This window comes from Hymenobacter lapidarius (genome assembly GCF_001816145.1).
Taxonomy (GTDB): domain Bacteria; phylum Bacteroidota; class Bacteroidia; order Cytophagales; family Hymenobacteraceae; genus Hymenobacter; species Hymenobacter lapidarius.
The window spans coordinates 55,620-71,775 of the sequence record NZ_MDZB01000091.1 but is presented as its reverse complement, the minus strand read 5'-3'; the positions used below and the strand labels follow the sequence as shown (position 1 = coordinate 71,775).

General features: G+C 63.8%; 12 protein-coding genes and 1 pseudogene. 5 read left to right on the top strand and 8 right to left on the bottom strand.

All coding sequences use genetic code 11. The features are described 5' to 3' along the window. Positions 1 to 197 precede the first annotated feature (197 nt). Positions 198 to 1,313, top strand: coding sequence for a mandelate racemase/muconate lactonizing enzyme family protein (locus tag BEN47_RS06545; protein ID WP_070726464.1), 1,116 nt, complete (start codon positions 198 to 200; stop codon positions 1,311 to 1,313). Between the two features lie 32 nt (positions 1,314 to 1,345). Next, the gene (locus BEN47_RS06540; RefSeq protein ID WP_083322180.1) at positions 1,346 to 2,563 is read left to right on the top strand and encodes a serine hydrolase; all 1,218 of its coding nucleotides are present in this window, start codon (positions 1,346 to 1,348) and stop codon (positions 2,561 to 2,563) included. A 97-nt stretch (positions 2,564 to 2,660) separates the two neighbouring features. On the opposite strand, the gene BEN47_RS06535 is transcribed toward BEN47_RS06540, so the two are convergent. Together BEN47_RS06535 and BEN47_RS06530 are read right to left on the bottom strand one after the other, a co-directional pair. Further along, entirely contained in the window at positions 2,661 to 3,080 is a 420-nt protein-coding gene (locus BEN47_RS06535) for a thiol-disulfide oxidoreductase DCC family protein (protein WP_070726462.1), read from the bottom strand. A gap of 526 nt (positions 3,081 to 3,606) precedes the next feature. Further along, positions 3,607 to 4,767, bottom strand: a complete 1,161-nt coding sequence (locus BEN47_RS06530) for an esterase/lipase family protein (protein WP_070726459.1) — start codon at positions 4,765 to 4,767, stop codon at positions 3,607 to 3,609. Positions 4,768 to 4,913: 146 nt separating this feature from the next. Between BEN47_RS06530 and BEN47_RS06525 the strand changes: the two genes are divergently transcribed. Beyond that, positions 4,914 to 5,282: a hypothetical protein gene (locus BEN47_RS06525; RefSeq protein ID WP_070726458.1), complete on the top strand. Its 369-nt coding sequence runs from the start codon at positions 4,914 to 4,916 to the stop codon at positions 5,280 to 5,282. A gap of 165 nt (positions 5,283 to 5,447) precedes the next feature. Next, positions 5,448 to 5,831, top strand: a complete 384-nt coding sequence (locus tag BEN47_RS06520; RefSeq protein WP_070726457.1) for a hypothetical protein — start codon at positions 5,448 to 5,450, stop codon at positions 5,829 to 5,831. A gap of 73 nt (positions 5,832 to 5,904) precedes the next feature. On the opposite strand, the gene BEN47_RS06515 is transcribed toward BEN47_RS06520, so the two are convergent. The 4 genes from BEN47_RS06515 to BEN47_RS06500 all read right to left on the bottom strand — a co-directional run bounded on the left by BEN47_RS06515 (position 5,905) and on the right by BEN47_RS06500 (position 9,919). Beyond that, the gene (locus tag BEN47_RS06515) at positions 5,905 to 6,534 is read right to left on the bottom strand and encodes a flavin reductase family protein (protein WP_070726455.1); all 630 of its coding nucleotides are present in this window, start codon (positions 6,532 to 6,534) and stop codon (positions 5,905 to 5,907) included. Between the two features lie 110 nt (positions 6,535 to 6,644). Next, the gene (locus BEN47_RS06510; RefSeq protein ID WP_070726453.1) at positions 6,645 to 8,159 is read right to left on the bottom strand and encodes a M28 family peptidase; all 1,515 of its coding nucleotides are present in this window, start codon (positions 8,157 to 8,159) and stop codon (positions 6,645 to 6,647) included. A gap of 109 nt (positions 8,160 to 8,268) precedes the next feature. Continuing rightward, positions 8,269 to 9,636: a POT family MFS transporter gene (locus tag BEN47_RS06505; RefSeq protein WP_070726452.1), complete on the bottom strand. Its 1,368-nt coding sequence runs from the start codon at positions 9,634 to 9,636 to the stop codon at positions 8,269 to 8,271. 10 nt (positions 9,637 to 9,646) lie between these two features. Beyond that, positions 9,647 to 9,919: a hypothetical protein gene (locus BEN47_RS06500; protein ID WP_070726448.1), complete on the bottom strand. Its 273-nt coding sequence runs from the start codon at positions 9,917 to 9,919 to the stop codon at positions 9,647 to 9,649. Positions 9,920 to 10,059: 140 nt separating this feature from the next. Between BEN47_RS06500 and BEN47_RS06495 the strand changes: the two genes are divergently transcribed. Further along, positions 10,060 to 12,009: an acyl-CoA synthetase gene (locus BEN47_RS06495; RefSeq protein WP_070726443.1), complete on the top strand. Its 1,950-nt coding sequence runs from the start codon at positions 10,060 to 10,062 to the stop codon at positions 12,007 to 12,009. Between the two features lie 95 nt (positions 12,010 to 12,104). Here the strand turns inward: BEN47_RS06495 and BEN47_RS06490 are convergent, their stop codons facing one another. Continuing rightward, positions 12,105 to 13,928 (bottom strand): DUF885 domain-containing protein, encoded by a 1,824-nt coding sequence (locus BEN47_RS06490; RefSeq protein WP_070726440.1) that lies wholly within the window; start codon positions 13,926 to 13,928, stop codon positions 12,105 to 12,107. Between the two features lie 304 nt (positions 13,929 to 14,232). Next, a pseudogene (locus BEN47_RS06485) lies at positions 14,233 to 16,049 on the bottom strand (DUF885 domain-containing protein). Positions 16,050 to 16,156: the final 107 nt, after the last annotated feature.

The following is a 16,156-nucleotide window of genomic DNA, read 5'->3' as shown; positions in this document are numbered from 1 at the left end:
GGCCCTCGCCTCGCGTTACGAGAAGAACGCCAGTACCTTTCTGGCAATGGTCACGCTAGGAGCCATCCTGATGTGGCTTTAATTGTTCACACGTCCTAGTTGCCGCGCTGCTCTGATACGCGCCTTTCCCAAGCCGGCCTTGTATTGCCGAAGTGCTGCGCTTCCCCGTCATTTGTGCGCACCCTTTCCTTCCCCTCATGCCCGGCACCACCATCCAAGCCATCAGCATCTACCAGCTGCTCGTGCCGCTGCGCGAGCCGTTTGTAATCTCCCTGGGGCCACTCACGGCGGTGCAAAACGTGGTGGTCGTCATTCGCACCAGGGACGGGCACGTGGGATTCGGCGAGTGCAGCCCCTTCCTCGCCATCAACGGCGAGAGCGTGGATACCTGCTTTGTGGTAGGCCAGTACTTCGCCCCGGTGCTGAAAGGCCGCGATGCCCTGGACCTGGCCGGCGCCCTGGCCGCGATGGACCGCATCATCTACGGCAACAGCAGCATCAAAAGCGCCTTCGATATTGCCCTGCACGACGTAGCGGCCCAGTACGCCGGCCTACCCATTTACGAGTTTCTGGGCGGAAATAATCGAAAAGTGCTGACTACCGACATGACCGTGAGCCTGGGCGCGCCCGCCAAGATGCAGGCCGATGCCGTGCGCTTTCAGCAGGAAGGCTTCCCGGCCATCAAGGTGAAGCTGGGCGGGACGCTGGAAGACGACGTGGCGCGCATCCGGGCCATTCGGGCGGGCATTGGGCCCGAGCACCCGCTGCGCATCGACGCCAACCAGGGCTGGCAAACGGCCGACAACGCCATTGCCGTGCTGCGGGCCCTGGCCGAATTCAACATCGAGCACTGCGAAGAACCCATCCTGCGCCAGCACTTCATGGAACTGAGCCGGGTGTCGGCGGCCTCGCCCATTCCCATCATGGCCGACGAAAGCTGCGGCGACGAGCACGACGCCGCGCGGCTCATCCAGCTGCAGGCCTGCCAACTGCTCAACATCAAGCTGGGCAAGTCGTCGGGCTTCCATCGGGCCCTGAAAATTGCCCGCTTGGGCGAAGCGGCCGGCCTCACCCTGCAGGTGGGCGGCTTCCTCGAATCGCGGCTGGGCATGACGGCCGCCGCCCACCTAGCCCTCACCAGCGACGCCATCCGGCACTGCGATTTCGACACGCCGCTCATGTTCACCGAAGACCCCGTGGTGGGCGGCATTCGCTACCGCGCCGGGGGCGTGGTTGAGCTGCCGGCCGGCCCGGGCCTGGGCGCTACCATCGACGACGCGGTACTGCGCCGGGCCAAACAAATCCATTTCTGATGGGGAAAGCGGTACTTCTAATTATAGGTCTGATGGGCTGGCTGGCCAGTGCTTCGCTCGCCCAGGCCCAGCCGTTCGGCAGCCCCCTGCGCCGGGTGCTGCGGCACGACACGGTGGGCCTCCAACGCGTACTGGCCCACCCCGGCCGCTACCGCCTCCAGATTCTCTATACCCAAATCAGGCGCGACGCGGCCGGCACGCCGCATTTTCGCCAGTACGGCTACCGCTTGCGGCCGCGCGAGTACTTCTATCCAGCCAGCGCCGTGAAACTGGCCGCCGCGGCCCTGGCCCTAGAAAAGCTGCGGGCCCTGGCCACCCAAACCCCCGGTCTGAGCTTCAAGTCGGTGATGCTGACGGACTCGGCCTTTGCCGGCCAAACGCGGGTGCGCCGCGACAGCAGCAGCGCCAGCGGCCGGCCCACGCTGGCTAATTACGTGTGCAAAGCCTTGCTGGTGAGCGATAATGACGCCTACAACCGGCTATATGAATTCGTGGGCCCTGCCGAGTTGAACGCCGGCCTGGCCCGGCTGGGTCTGCGCCACAGCCGCCTGCTGCACCGCCTCTCGGTGGGCGACCAGGAACCCGGCAGCCGCCACACCAACCCCGTGACCTTCTACGCCGACACGGCCGCCACGCAGCTTTTGTACCGGCAGCCGGCCGGCTTTTACGCGGGTCCGTGGCCCCGGCTGCGGCTGCGCGGCGAAGGCATCGGGAAAAGCCACGTGCAGGGCCCGCAGGTAGTGGCCGGGCCCCTGGACTTCGGCCAGAAAAATGCCTTTTCGTTGCCCGACCTGCAGCACCTGCTGCAAGCCGTGCTTTTTCCCGAGAGCGTGCCGCCCGCCCAGCGCCTGCGCCTCGCGCCCGACGACTACGCCCTGCTGCGCCAAGCGCTGTCGCAGGCGCCGCGCGAAAGCCTCGCTCCGCGCTACGATGCCGCGCATTACCCCGATACCTATGTCAAGTTTTTGCTGGGCGGTGGGGGTACCACGCCGTTGCCGCCGGGCGTGCGCGTGTTCAATAAAATAGGGCAGGCTTACGGTTTTCTCATCGACAACGCCTACATCGTTGATAAAGCCAAAGGCATTGAATTCTTGCTCAGCGCGGTGATTTACGTGAACGCCGACGGCATATTGAACGACGACAAGTATGAGTACGACCCCATCGGCTTCCCCTTTCTGCGCGACCTGGGCCTGCGCGTGTACGAAGCCGAGTGCCGGCAGCAGCTCCGCGCCGCAGCCAGGAAGAAATAAGGCCTCCGGCCAGGCCTGGTCCGTTGAGGCAGGCCTGGTCTTATTCCACCACCGAGCGGCGCGGCTGGCTCCCGTTGCGCATCACGCGGGTTGATTTTTATAAAAACCGGCTGCGGAGTGCCGGTGATGGCAGCATGCAGCTTGCCTGCCGGCCAAACCACTGGTAGCGGTGGCGTGCCACGAAGCGGTACAGGGCATCGCGCCAGGGGAGGGGCAGCACCCAGCCCACGGCCGCCAGCCGCCAGCCGCCGCCCAGGCCGTGGGCAATGCGCAGCACGGCCGTGGAGTGGGAGTACAGCCGCCCGCCACTGAGCAGCAGCACCGAATCGGGGTCGGGGGCGGGCAGCGCGGCGGTCGCCAGGCCCTGGGCAGCTAGCAGGGCGTGCGCCGCCGGACTTTGCAGGGCCGCGAAGCGGAAGCGGCCCGCTGGGTCCTGCCGAATGATAAACTGCACAAAGCCATTGCAGAGGTTGCACACCCCATCAAACAGGATGATGTCGGCAGCAGAATCGGGCATGGCGAGGCAGAAAAAAGTGGAAGCGTGACAAGGCGAGTTGGTTTGCTAACCCGCCGGGCATGGGTAGGTTTGGCGGCTGCCTGTATTTCTGGGTGATGAGGAAGTGCGGATATGAATACGCGAAGCAGCGGGTGAGTCAGTGAAGGGCCTTGCTGAATTAATAAAAATGGTCGGACTGGCTGTAATTAAAGCTGTTTGGGAAGTCAAAAAACGCCTGTCAGCCTGAGCTTGCGAAGGACCTTGTTAGGCCTGCGCGGCTTATAATCAGGCCAAAATGAGCAATCTGGATAAGGTCCTTCGCAACCTCAGGCTGACAGACACGAAACCCCCGAACCTACTAAACAGCTGCGTTTGCTAACTCACCGGTTTCAGGAATCGAATGCTGTGCAACTGCCTCCGTTCTGCGAAAGCAGGGGTGCTGCTGCGGGTAGTTCCTGGAGTGGCCCGGTGCTACGCCAGCAAGGGGGCTGCGCCTGTTGCCGGGCAGCCGCCGTTGTGCGGCCAGGGCCGGTAGGGGCGGTTTGGCCTAGGTCCACTGCTTGAGGTACTGGAACACTTCCGGGTGGGTGAGCAGGCCGCCGTGGTGCTGCTGGCTAAAGACGGCGGTGCGCACGCTGGCACCCGCCGGTAGGTCGGCCTCGTTGCCAAACGTGGTGTGGCCGCGGGCGCTGCCCTGGCCCACCAGCCCATCGCCGAAGTACTCGCGCAGGGCCGACGGCCGCGTGGTGCGCAGCCAGGCCCCCATCAGAATGTGGTACTGCACGCCCGGCAGCGGCGGCACCGGCGTGCGCGGGGGCGTCAGGTCGTCGGCGTGGGCATCCTGCCAGTCCTCGTCCACCAGTATGGAGTAGCGCATGTCCTTGATGCCGTTGCTGCGCTTGTTCAAGGCCTTGCTCAGAAAGCGGGTGGGAAACAGGTTGATGCGCTCCAGCAGGCGCGCCGTGAAATGGGAGTTTTGCTCCAGCCAGGAACCGTCGTTGGGCGTGCCCAGCAGAAAAACCGAGCGCAGGTGCGCCAGCCAGGGTGCTTTGGTAATTAGTGATTGAGAATTGGTAAGTAAGAATTGACTGTCTTCATTTGTTGCTTCCGGCTCTGGGTTTGGACTTAATTCTTCATTCTTCATTATTAATTGACTCCCATAGTGCCCCGCCGAGCGGATGATGAGGCCGCCCATGCTGTGGCCCACCAGCACCAGCTCGCCCACGGCGTCGGGGTAGGTGAGGACCAGCTCGGTGAGCAGGCGGCTGAGCTCGCGCCCGTTTTCGGACAGGTGCAGGCCGGAATTGAAGCGGATGTAGAGCGCGCGGAGGCGGCATTCTTCGGCCAGGCGGGGGCCGTAGCGCCGGCTGCCGGGCTCGTCCTGAAACCCGCTTTGCCAAATCAGCTCGTCGCCCATGAGGCCGTGCACAAATACCACGGTTTTTTGGTGGGGCTCGTGCAGCTGCAAATCAGCCAGGGCCACGTCCTGCCCACCCCGCCGGAAGCTCATGCGAATGGCGCGCGGGTCGTAGCGGGCCGCCAGTTGGTCGCCAAGGGCCCCATTTAGCACTGGCAGAAAAAAATGCTGGTGCGCCTTGCCCGACCGCACGATGTAGCCCGCTCCCCGCACGGGCAGCAGCGCCGCCCGGCCCACGGCGCCCAGCACCCGGCGAAAGCGGGACGGTTGGTTGAGTTCAGATTCGGTCATGAGCAGAAGGTGAGCGGCGCGGCGCGGTGGGACGGAAGCCCTAATGTAGCCCCGCACGAGCCATTGCAGGCAGCCTTTGTGGTGGGCATTGCACCCGTCCGCCCAAAATCAACGTACTTTACGTCACCAATTCAAGCCCCGTTTCAATGAAGCTCATTTCCCGTTCTGCCCTGGCCTTGCTGCTGGGCACCGCCCTGGCCGGCACGCTTTCATCCTGCGATTATAGCTGGAGCCCCGGCAAAAACCCCCAAAACTCCACTTCCTTCACGCGTGCTCCCGGCTGGCATTCTTACGATGTCGACCTGGACAGCATCAACCGCAAGCAGCGTGTGGAGCCCGCCGGAGGCGTGGGCTCGGCCGTTGCCATCAAAAACGGCACCGTGCAGGAGCAATTGAACTCGGCTCCGGCCGGCAAAAGCGCCACCTCGCCCCAGGCCCCCAGCGGCACTATGGCCGAGGCCGATAAGTCCACGCTCGGCGTGGGCAACAAAAACGACGAGAAGCAGCCCAAATAATTTTTCTTGTGATGAAAAGCCCGCTACTGATTCAGTAGCGGGCTTTTTGCGTTTGGGGTAAGCTCGGCAATTGAGCCGGGGTAAGCTCAGCGGTGAGAGAAACAGGATGGCCTCGGGTGTGGCTGCGGCCGTATCTACTCACTTTCTCATTCAACTCCCCAACTCATGCTTTCCACCGATGCTACCCAGGGTGCTACGCCCGCAACTACCGCCGCCAGTGGCTGGCCCTCGCCGCTGATGAAACCCTGGCTGGTCGGGCTGGCCGCAATCGGCCTTACGATTGGCGTGGTGGCCCTGGCGGCCAGCGGCAACAAAAAAAAGAAAAACGGCCGTAACAACCCACGAAAAGGCAAACGGCAAAAACCGGGTGCCGACAACGCCTACCGGGCCTGGTACCGCGACAGCCCCGCCGAAGCCGGCCCAGCCGGTCACGACCGGCAGTACCGCCGCCCCGCCACCTTCGCCGACCAGGTACCGACCGGCGCGCCCTACGCCGACCTCCGCTATTCCGACCAAAACAGCCGCCGAATCGAGTCGCAGTACCCGTAGCCGCTACGGGTTGTTTTGATAAAAAAACCCGTTCCAAATGCTGGAGCGGGTTTTTCTCGTTGTGCATGCCGTGCTACTGGGCCACCGGCGGCTGGCCCGGCCGGGCGTAGCCGAAGCGCACGGGCGGCAGCACTTCGTGGTAGCCATCCAGGCCCGAGATGCAGGCGGTGCCCAGGGCGGCCAGGTCCAGCGTGCCGTCGTCGCGGAGGCCTTCTTCGCGCAGGTACACGTGCTCCACGGTGCCCACCAGCAGCACCGTGCCATTGTGAATGGCCAGCTCCTCGCGCAGCCGCAGGCCAATGCTCAGGGCGCTTTCGGCCACGTAGGGAGCGGGAAAATCGTCGCGGTACACGGCCGTAAAGCCGCATTCTTCAAACTCCGAGATTTCCGGGCCGAAGTCGGCCGAGGTATAGTGGGCCTGCGTAGCCAGGGCCATGGGCACGTGGTTTAGGGTGTAGCAGCCGCTGCTTTTCAGGTTTTGGTAGGTGTGGCGGGGCACGGTGGTGGGCCGCGTCACAATGCCCAACAGGGCGGGGTCGGAGCCCAGGTGCAGGGCCGAGCTGAACACGGCCAGATTGGTGGCGCCATCGGGCGCGGCCGTGCCCACCAGGTTAGCCGGCTTGAAGCCTGGCAGGCCGTTGACGAGGTTGAGGCGGTATATCCGCTCGAAATTCTTGATGTCGGCGGCGGTGAGGTGGCGCATGGGAAGGTCAGTTATCAGTGAGTAGTTGTCAGTGAATAGTTATTTATGGACGAGGAAGCGGGTTTGGCTGTAATTGTTCACTGATAACTGTTCACTGATAACTGCGAATCTTACCGTTCCAGCTTGAAGCCGGGCTCGCGGGTCGGCGCAGCGGTGCGGTTGGCCACGGACCAGCCGGTGAGATACATCCAGTTGGTCATGCGCATGAGCTTGGGGTAGTCGATGCGGTCGGGCTCGTCGCGCGGGGTATGGTAGTCGGCGTGCAGCACGGAGGTGTACATCACGGCCGGAATGCCCAGGCGGGCGTAGGGCAGGTGGTCGGAGCGGAAGTACCAGCCCTCGGGGTGGGTGGCTTTGTCCCACTCGGTGTCCAGCTTGAACTTGGGGCCGGCCTGGTTAGCGGCCAAGGCCATGTTTACCAGGTCGGAGGAGTTGCGATGCGGAGCAATTGAGCCCAGCAGCGCGGCGCTGTCGGGGTCGTTGCGGCCCATCATTTCGGCGTTGAGCACGGCCACGATGGACTCTTTGGGCACGGTGGGCTTGTCGGAGTAGTAGCGCGAGCCCAGCAGGCCGCGCTCCTCGGCGCCGTGGTACACAAACAGGGCCGAGCGCCGGGCCGGCTGCTGCTTAAAGGCGCGCATAATGGCCAGCAGGGCCGCGCAGCCGGTGGCGTTGTCGTCGGCGCCGTTGTAGATGGAGTCGCCGGCCACGGGGGCGCGCACGCCGTCGTGGTCCTGGTGGGTGCTGAAGAGCACGTGCTCTTTCTTGAGCTGGGCGTCGGTGCCAGGCATTTTGGCCACAATGTTCACCGACGGGTACAGGAAGCTTTCCACCTTTAAGTCCACCGTAAGCTGCTGGCCGGCTTGCTGCACCCAGTCCTTGGCGCTTTGGGGCAGCAGCATGATGGGCGCCGTGTCCACTACTTTGGTGTTGGGGTCGCCGGGCAGGCCGTAGCGGCCGCGCTCGTAAATATGGCCCCAGTGCTCGTACACGGCCTGCGCCCGCGAATCGGACACAAACACCACGGCCACGGCACCGGCCTTCATCAGCTCAGCCGATTTGTCGCGCATCACCTGCGTGAGGTAGCGCCGGAAGCTCATGTCGGCCGCCGGGTTGCCCGAAAACAGCAGCGCCACGGCCTTGCCTTTCACATCCACTTTGGCCAGCTCGGGCGCAGTGCCGGTGCCCACGTACACCAGCGGCGCATTAGCAGAGAAGTTGGTGGGCGCAAAAACCAGGGCGTCCTGGTTGGGCCGCAGCTGGTGCGTGCCGATGCTCATTTTGCTGGCCTTGGTGAGGCGCGTGCGCTGCAGGTGGAACCACTGGAAGTAGGTGCCGTCGTCGCCGGCTGGCTGCAGGCCAATGGCGCGAATCTGCTCGGCCAGCCACACGGAGGCCTTTAGCTCATCCAGCGTGCCGCCCTCGCGGCCCCGGAAATGGTCGCCGCCCAGCGCAAACAGGTCGCGCTTGATGTCGCTCTCCTTGATGGCCGACAAGGCATCGCCGGCAGTGGTGGTTTTGCGGACGGGCGCGGCTGGTTTTTTTTGAGCCGAGGCCGCCAGCGGCGCTGCCAGGCTGAGGCCCGCCAGCAGCCAAACCGCCGGTTGGTAAAGTAGTTTTTTCATGTGTAGCACGGTATGGAGACGGATATTCGCGTCTCGTAGTGGAACGATATGCCGGGTTTGGCGTCAGCCGCGGCGCCGGGAGACGCAAATATGCGTCGCTACGCCATGTTTAGGTTGGAAGCGGTTCGACGGCCTCCGCGCCGATGAAGGTTTTCTCACGCAGGCGGGAGGCCACCACGGCGAAGAGCGCCACATTTACGGCCATCAGGCCCACAAAAAACCAGTAGTAGTTCGCGCCCTGAAACCGGGCGAAAAAGCCGCCCTCGGCAATGCTGGCATTCATGATGCTTAAAAAGAAATTGCCGGCCGCAATGGTGAGCAGCCACAGCGCCGTGGTGAGGCTTTTGATGGCCGGAGGGGAGTGCGTGTAAGCGTATTCCAGGCCCGTGACGGCCACCATTAGCGTGCCGCCCGCCACCACAAAGTAGGCCAGCACCTGCCACCATACCGAAGGCAGCCCGCCGGCATCCAGGCGGTGCTGAATGCCGGCCACAATGGCCAGCGCCAGCGCTATAATAACCATGCCCGTGCCGATGCGACGCAGCGGCGTGACGCGCAAGCCGCGCCGCTCCAGCGCGGGGTAGATGCGGTAGGTGAGCAGCGGGTTGAGGCCGATGCCGAACACAATGCCCAGAATCTGAATCTGCTCGGGCAGCGGGGTGAAGCCGGGCCACAGCTCGCGGTCGAGGTGGGCGGCCTGCAGCACCCATTCCGACACGCTTTGGTCGTAGAGGGCCCACACCACGGGAATAAAAAGAAACACCACGCCCACGCGCCGCAGCGCCGCCCGCCCTTCGCCCGGGCCCAGGGTCTGGCGGAGGCCTTGGGCGAGCCCCGTGGGCGGCACCCGCACGTAGCGCTTGCGCCCCAGCCAGAAGGTGAGGGTAGCCGCACCCATCAGCAGGCCGGGCACGCCGAAGGCCACGGCCGCCCCGTAGCGCGCGTAAAGCTCCGGAATAAAGGCCGTGGACAGCGCCGCGCCCACGTCAATGGCCAGCTGAAACCAGCCGTAGGCCTTGGGCAGCAAGTGGGCATTGTGGCGGTCGAACTGGTCGCCGAGGTTGGCCGTGACGCTCGACTTGATGCCGCCCATGCCCACGGCCACCACCAGCAGCCCCAGCCGAAAGCCGTTCAAATCATCAGCGAAGGCGGCCAGCAGCGCGTGGCCCACGCAGTAGAGCAGCGAGAGGTAGAGGATGACGCGGTATTTGCCCACCACCCAGTCGGCCAGCAGGGCGCCCACCACCGGCAGGGCGTAGCCCAGCGCCGCGAAGGAATGCACGAAGTCGTTGGCCCGCGCTTCGGCCACGGCGGTCAGGGCCGCGTTGTGGCCGGGGTTGAAAAACTGCGCCACCAGAAACGTGGGCAGAATGGCCCGCATGCCGTAGTAGCTGAACCGCTCGGCCACCTCGTTGCCGATGATGAAGGGCACGGAGGAAGGAAACGCGGCCTTGGTTTCTGCTGGTTCAGGGTGCAAAGCCAGGGGCTTAGAGATTCAAAAGTAGCATCGTAGCCAAGAGGGTCGTCGCGCCAATAAGGGCTGGCTTCATTTGCTTGAATTCAAGCTGGTGCGTAAAGCTGCTGAACAGCGCCGCGCCCCCAATGCCCGCGCAGTAGGCAAGAGCCAGGGCCAGTGTTTTCACTTCGGCGGGCCAGTCGCTGGGTTTTTTAAAGGCCAAAGCCAATCCGATGCCCATGAAAATGAGCGCGACACCGATAAGGCCACGCAGCTTGAAGTGAGTGCTTGCTTGTGTAGTCATTAGGAAATAGGGAATTGTGCGTTCAAGATAGGGAAAAGAAGCAGCACCGCAGAAGCCCGGCCGGACGAGTGTTTTCGTATGCTTTCCGCCCGCCTTGGCAGGCCCGTACTTTGCACCATACCTCACTGCCTATTCCCCTCATGCCTGGTTACCAGTCCCTCGCCGACATTCTCACCCTGGAGCAAACGCCGCTCAGCGCCCGTCCCATTGCCCCCGACACGTTCACGATGGTGGCCCGCGGCGCGGCCGCCAACCCGGCCGGGCTGGCCCTGCGCTTCGTGTTCAACGGCGAAAAGCCCACCGAATCCGTCGACTACACCTACGCCGAGCTGATGGCGCGCCTGCACCAGACCGCCAACGCGCTGCACGGCCTGGGCATCGGCCCCACCGACGTGGTGTCGTACCTGCTGCCCAACCTGCCCGAAACCGCCTTTGTATTCGTGGCCGGTCAGGCGGCGGGCATCGTCAACGCCGTGAACCCGCTGCTGGAGCCGGCCCAGATTGCCGACATCCTCAACGCCTGCGGCACCAAGGTGCTGGTCACGCTGCGGGCCTTCCCCAAAACCGACATCTGGCAGAAAGTAGAAGCCGTGGCCGCCCTGGTGCCCACCCTCGAAACGGTGGTGACGGTGGACTTGCTGCCCTACCTGCCCGCACCCCAGCGCCTGCTGGTAAGCGCGTTGCGGTTGGGCCAGCGCCGCCCCGCGCTGCCCGGCCTGCGGGTGGTGGATTTCTACGACTTACTCAAGCCCGCCCCGGCCAACCGGCTGGCAACGGGCCGCACCATCGCGCCCGACGATGCCGCCTGCTACTTCCACACCGGCGGCACTACGGGCACGCCCAAAGTGGCCGCGCTCAGCCACCGCAACCTCACGGTCATCACCAGCGACACGGAATTACTGATGGGCAGCCCCGTCGAAACCGGGCCGCTGGTGTTTTTCTGCGGCCTGCCCATGTTCCATATCAACGGCGTGGTGGTCACCATCTGCGCGCCGTGGTCGATGGGGCACACGCTACTGCTGGGCAGCCCCCAGGGCTACCGCGGGCCGGGCATCGTGGCCAATTTCTGGGAGCTGGTCGAGCACTACCGCATCGGGCTGTTCAGCGGCGTGCCCACGGTGTTCAGCCGCCTGCTGGAAGTGCCCATTGCGGGGCGCGACCTGAGCTCGCTGAAGTACGCCATTTGCGGCGCGGCGCCGCTGGCCATGGGGCTGATTCAGGAATTTGAGCGGCGCACCGGCCTGCGCATTGCCGAAGGCTACGGCACCACGGAGTGCGCTTGCACGGTCACTGTCACGCCGTTTGCGGGCGAGTTTGTGGCCGGGTCCATCGGCCTGCGCCTGCCGTACCAGGACGTGCGCGTGATGGTCCTCGACCCCCAAACCGGCCAGTACCAGCGCGAAGCCGCCGACGAAGAAAGCGGCACCCTCGTGGTGCGCGGCGAAAACGTGTTCCACGGCCACCTGCAGCCCGAGCACAACCAGAACATCTGGGTGGACAACGGCGACGGCGCGGGCCGTTTCTACAACACCGGCGACCTGGGCCGGCGCGACGCCCGCGGCTACTTCTACATCACGGGCCGGCAGAAGGAGCTCATCATCCGTGGCGGCCACAACATCGACCCCAAGGTCATCGAGGAAGCCCTGCAGCTGCACCCCGGCGTGGCCCTGGCCGCCGCCATCGGCAGCCCCGACCCCGACGCCGGCGAGCTGCCCGTGGCCTACGCCACCCGCGCCCCCGGCCACGCCGCCCTCACCGAAGCCGAGCTGCTGGCCTTCGCGGCGGCCAACATCCCCGAGCGCGCCGCCGTGCCCAAGCGCGTGTACCTGGCCGACGAGCTGCCCCTAACCGCCATCGGTAAAATCTTCAAGCCCGCGCTGCATAAGCAGGAAATCAGCCGGGTATTCGGCGCGCGGCTGGCCACCGTATCCGGCCTCACGGTGCAAAGCATCACCGTGCGCGACGATGCCAAGCGCGGGCTGATTGCGGACGTCGTTGCTTCAAGCAAAAACGGGCTGGATGTGGCGCAAGCGGTGCACGCTGCCCTGCAGGGCTACACCGTGCCGCACGAAGTGCGGGTGGTGGGATAGCGGCAAAAGGGTGGTACTAAAAAAGAGGGCCTTGAGCCGCGCAACTGCGACTCGCGGCCCTCTTTTTAGCACAGGAAACCCGCCAACGGTGGTTGCTATCTGGCGAGCTGCCGGGCGGCCCAGGCATCCAGCTTGCGTTCCAGCACGGCCAGCGGCATGGAGCCCCCGGCCAGCACCTCGTCGTGGAAAGCGCGCAGACTGAACTTGGCGCCGAGCTGCTTTTCGTAGCGGGTGCGCAGCTCGCGTAGCTTCAGGGCGCCGGTTTTGTAGGCCAGGGCCTGGCCGGGAATGGCCATGTAGCGCTCAACCTCGGCGGTGGCGCCCTGCTCCGAGATGGGCTCGTTGGCCATCATGTACTGGATGGCTTCCTCGCGGCTCATGTTTTTGGCGTGCATTCCTACGTCCACCACCAGCCGGATGGCGCGGTGGATTTCGTCGCCCAGGGCGCCAATTTTCTGGTACGGGTCGTGGTACAGCCCCAGCTCGGGGCCCAGGCTCTCACAATACAGCGCCCAGCCCTCGCCAAAGGCCGGGTAGGAGGCAAAGCGCCGGAACTTGGGCAAGCTGGTGTTTTCCTGCTGCAGAGACAACTGGTAGTGGTGCCCGGGAATGGCTTCGTGCGCAAACAGCGACTCCATGCCCGAAGTGGTGTTGAACTTGGTGGCATCGAGAATGGGCACGTAGAAAACGCCCGGCCGCGAGCCGTCCGGCGTGCCGCGGTTGTACTCGGCCGAGGCCGTGGCGGCGCGGAAAGCCTCCGTCTGCCGGATTTCGAACTGCGACTTGGGCGTGCGCCCGAACAGCTTGGGCAGGTTGGGCGTAATCTTGGCCTGAATCATCCGGAAGGCAGTCAGCACGTCCTCCGGCGTCCGGTAGGGGGTGAATCGCGGGTCGGAGTTCAGAAACGTGAAAAAGGCGGGTAAGTCGCCCTCAAAACCCACCTGGTTTTTTACGGCCTCCATCTCGGCCCGAATGCGCTTTACCTCGCTCAGGCCGGTCTGGTAGATGGCCTCCGGGGTGCGGTCGGTGGTGGTCATCAGGCGCACGTTGTAGCGGTACATGTCGGCGCCGCCGGGCACGGCGTCAAGGCCGGTGCTGGTGCGGGCCTGGGGCAGGTATTCGGTTTGCAGGAAGTCGGCCAGCTTGCGGTAGGTGGGCACCAGCTGCGTGGCAATGGCCTGCTGGTACGCCTCGGTCAGCCGGGTTTTATCGGCCTCCGAAAAACTGGCGGGCATCCGCGTGATGGGGCCGTAGAACAGGCTCTGGGTAGCATCCGCCGTGATTTGGGCTTGCAGCTGCGGCACCGTTTTCAGTACCAGCACGCGGGGTAGCACCACAGCGGCCTGCATGCCCTGCCGGAAGTTGGCAATGGCCGAATCGGCCCACACCGGGAACTGGCCCACGCGGGCCAGCCAGTTGTCGTAGTCCTGCACCGTTTTGAACGGCTGGGCGCCCGTGCCCGCACCCAGTTGCCCGAGGGTGTTGGGAAGGCTGTAGAACTGCGCAAACGGCATCATCCAGGTGTTCTGCTGCAAGCCGTTGAGCCGGCTCTGCATCTCGTACTCAAAAATGTCATAGCTCACCTGGTCCCCGGCCGAAAGCCGCGCCCGGTCGAATTTCTGTAACGAGCTGAGGTATTGCTGGTAAAAGCGCTGCTGCTGCTGCCGGAATGCGCGGGTCTGGTCGTTGGGCAGCTGGTCGTTGTAGCGGTTGTCGCCCTGGCTGGTGGCTCCCAGGGGAAATAGCCTGCCCCGGTTTTCCCAATATTCATCAAACAAGGCCGCCAGCGGAGCCGATGCCGTGGCGGAAGTCGCGGCGGTTTTTGGTGGAGTTGTCTTTTTGGTGGGTTGGGTCTGCGCTACGGCCAAGCCTGCCGGCAGCGACAGGGCCGCGAGGAGGAGGGAGAATGTTGTTTTCATGGGAGCTGGAAGGGGGATTTGGGCAGCGTTCAGGCGTCAACCTCACCCCCTGACCCCCTCTCCCAAAAAGAGGGGGAACCGGTTCGTGAGGATGATTCTTTAACTTAAATCGCCAAGAGCATTTTCGGTGCCCCTCTTTTTGGGAGAGGGGGTCAGGGGGTGAGGTCGTCGCCAGAACGAAGCTGCTATGGGGCAGCAAGCTACGCCAACTCGCGGTTTTGAATAGGTAAATGATAGAGGTATTTTAAAACCAAAACCCGCACCGTAGTAACACAGTGCGGGTTTTCTGTTCAGTAAGCCAAAGCTATTGCTTGGCGGCCCAGGCGTCCATCTTCTTTTCGAGCACGGCCAGCGGCATCACGCCGTCTTTCAGCAGTTCGTCGTGGAAGTTGCTCAGCGAGAATTTGCTGCCCAATTGCTTCTCGTACTTGGCCCGCAGCTCCTGGATTTTCAGGGCGCCGGTTTTGTAGCTCAGGGCCTGGCCGGGAATGGCCATGTAGCGCTCAATCTCGGCCACGGCGCCGTCTTCCGAAATGGCCTCGTTGTCCATCATGTACTTGATGGCTTCTTCGCGGCTCATGTTGCGGAAGTGCAGGCCGGTGTCCACCACCAGGCGCACGGCGCGGTGCATCTCATCGCCCAGCGCGCCCATGTACTGGTAGGGGTCGGTGTAGAGGCCCAGCTCCTTGCCCAGGCTCTCGGAGTAGAGCGCCCAGCCCTCGCCCATGGCGCCGTACCAGGCAAAGCGCCGGAACTTGGGCAGGTCGTTGTTTTCCTGCTGCAGCGAAATCTGGTAGTGGTGCCCGGGAATGGCCTCGTGCAGAAACAGCGACTCCATGCCCGAGGTGGTGTTGAAGGTGCTGGCGTCCACAATCGGAATGTAGAAAACGCCGGGCCGCGAGCCGTCCGGCGAGCCCTGGTTGTACTCGGCCGAGGCTGAGGCGGCGCGGAAAGCCTCCGTCTGCCGAATCTCAAACGGCGTTTTGGGCGTGCGGCCGAACATCTTTTTCAAGTTCGGGTCAATGGTCGTCTGGATGTTGCGAAAAGCATCCAGTACTTCCTTCGCCGACTTGTAGGGCATGAATTTTTTGTCGGTTTTCAGGTAAGTGAAAAACGCCTTCAGGTCTCCTTTGAAGCCGGTTTCGTTTTTCACGCGCTCCATCTCGCCCCGAATTCGGCCACTTCGGCCAGGCCGGTCTGGTAGATTTCGGCGGGCTGCTTGGTGGTGGTGGTCCAGTAGCCCACGTAGTAGCGGTACATTTCGGCGCCGCCGGGCACGCCCGTGATGCCGCTGGTGGCGCGGGCCTTGGGCAGGTACTCCCGCTCCAGAAAGTCGCCCATCTTCTTATAAGCCGGCACCAGCCCCGTGCTGATGGCCTTCTTGTAGGCCTCGGTCAGCCGGATTTTATCGGCATCCGAAAAGTCTTTGGGAAAGCGCGTGATGGGGCCGTAAAACAGGCTCTTGGTGGGGTCACTTACGGCAATGTCTTTGCCGCGCATCTGGGGCAGCATTTTCACTACCAGGGCGCGGGGCAGCACCACGCCGGCCCGCATGCCCTGCCGGAAGTTGGCAATGGCCGAGTCGGTCCACACCGAGAAGCCGCGCACGCGGCCCAGCCAGTTGTCGTAGTCCTGCACCGTTTTGAAGGGCTGCACGCCCTCGCCCGAGCCGTACTGGCCCATGGTGATGGGCAGGCCCCAGAATTGCTGGGTCGGAATCATCCAGGTATTGAGCTTGAGGCCGGCCAGGCGCTGCTCCATCTCATACTTAAAGATGTCGTAGCTGATTTTGTCGTTGTCGCCCAGCTGCGCCCGGTCAAACTTGTCCAGCCGGGCCAGGTAATCGCCGTAAAACGTGCGCAGCGTGTCGCGGAAAGCGCGGGTCTGGTCGTTGGGCAGGCGGTTGTTGTAGCGGTTGTCGCCCTGGGCGGTGGCGGCCAGCGGGTCGAGCCGCGACTGCGTTTCCCAAAAGCTGCCAAACAGGCCGTTGAGGCCGCTGGTGGAGTCGGCCGCGGTGCCAGTACCCGCCGCGTCGGTGGTGGCCGTTTCGGTGGTTTTGGTCTGATTGCAGGCCGTGGTGAGTGCCGCGGCCACAAGGCCGGCGAGGGCAAGTCTTTTCATGAAATGATTGGAAGCAAAAGTAAAGAAAACCGTAGGGTCAAAGAACGTGAAAATCCCGGGGTGGCTGCAAAACCACATTTCTCCCTCGTACGGGTCGCGCTCCTGGG

What these genes read in the sequence shown, in the direction of transcription:
- BEN47_RS06520 (WP_070726457.1), top strand. Translation starts at nt 5,448, where the DNA reads ATGCTTTCCACCGATGCTACCCAGGGTGCTACGCCCGCAACTACCGCC.
- BEN47_RS06545 (WP_070726464.1), top strand. Translation starts at nt 198, where the DNA reads ATGCCCGGCACCACCATCCAAGCCATCAGCATCTACCAGCTGCTCGTG.
- BEN47_RS06515 (WP_070726455.1), bottom strand. Translation starts at nt 6,534, where the DNA reads ATGCGCCACCTCACCGCCGCCGACATCAAGAATTTCGAGCGGATATAC.
- BEN47_RS06530 (WP_070726459.1), bottom strand. Translation starts at nt 4,767, where the DNA reads ATGACCGAATCTGAACTCAACCAACCGTCCCGCTTTCGCCGGGTGCTG.
- BEN47_RS06510 (WP_070726453.1), bottom strand. Translation starts at nt 8,159, where the DNA reads ATGAAAAAACTACTTTACCAACCGGCGGTTTGGCTGCTGGCGGGCCTC.
- BEN47_RS06490 (WP_070726440.1), bottom strand. Translation starts at nt 13,928, where the DNA reads ATGAAAACAACATTCTCCCTCCTCCTCGCGGCCCTGTCGCTGCCGGCA.
- BEN47_RS06500 (WP_070726448.1), bottom strand. Translation starts at nt 9,919, where the DNA reads ATGACTACACAAGCAAGCACTCACTTCAAGCTGCGTGGCCTTATCGGT.
- BEN47_RS06535 (WP_070726462.1), bottom strand. Translation starts at nt 3,080, where the DNA reads ATGCCCGATTCTGCTGCCGACATCATCCTGTTTGATGGGGTGTGCAAC.
- BEN47_RS06495 (WP_070726443.1), top strand. Translation starts at nt 10,060, where the DNA reads ATGCCTGGTTACCAGTCCCTCGCCGACATTCTCACCCTGGAGCAAACG.
- BEN47_RS06540 (WP_083322180.1), top strand. Translation starts at nt 1,346, where the DNA reads ATGGGCTGGCTGGCCAGTGCTTCGCTCGCCCAGGCCCAGCCGTTCGGC.
- BEN47_RS06525 (WP_070726458.1), top strand. Translation starts at nt 4,914, where the DNA reads ATGAAGCTCATTTCCCGTTCTGCCCTGGCCTTGCTGCTGGGCACCGCC.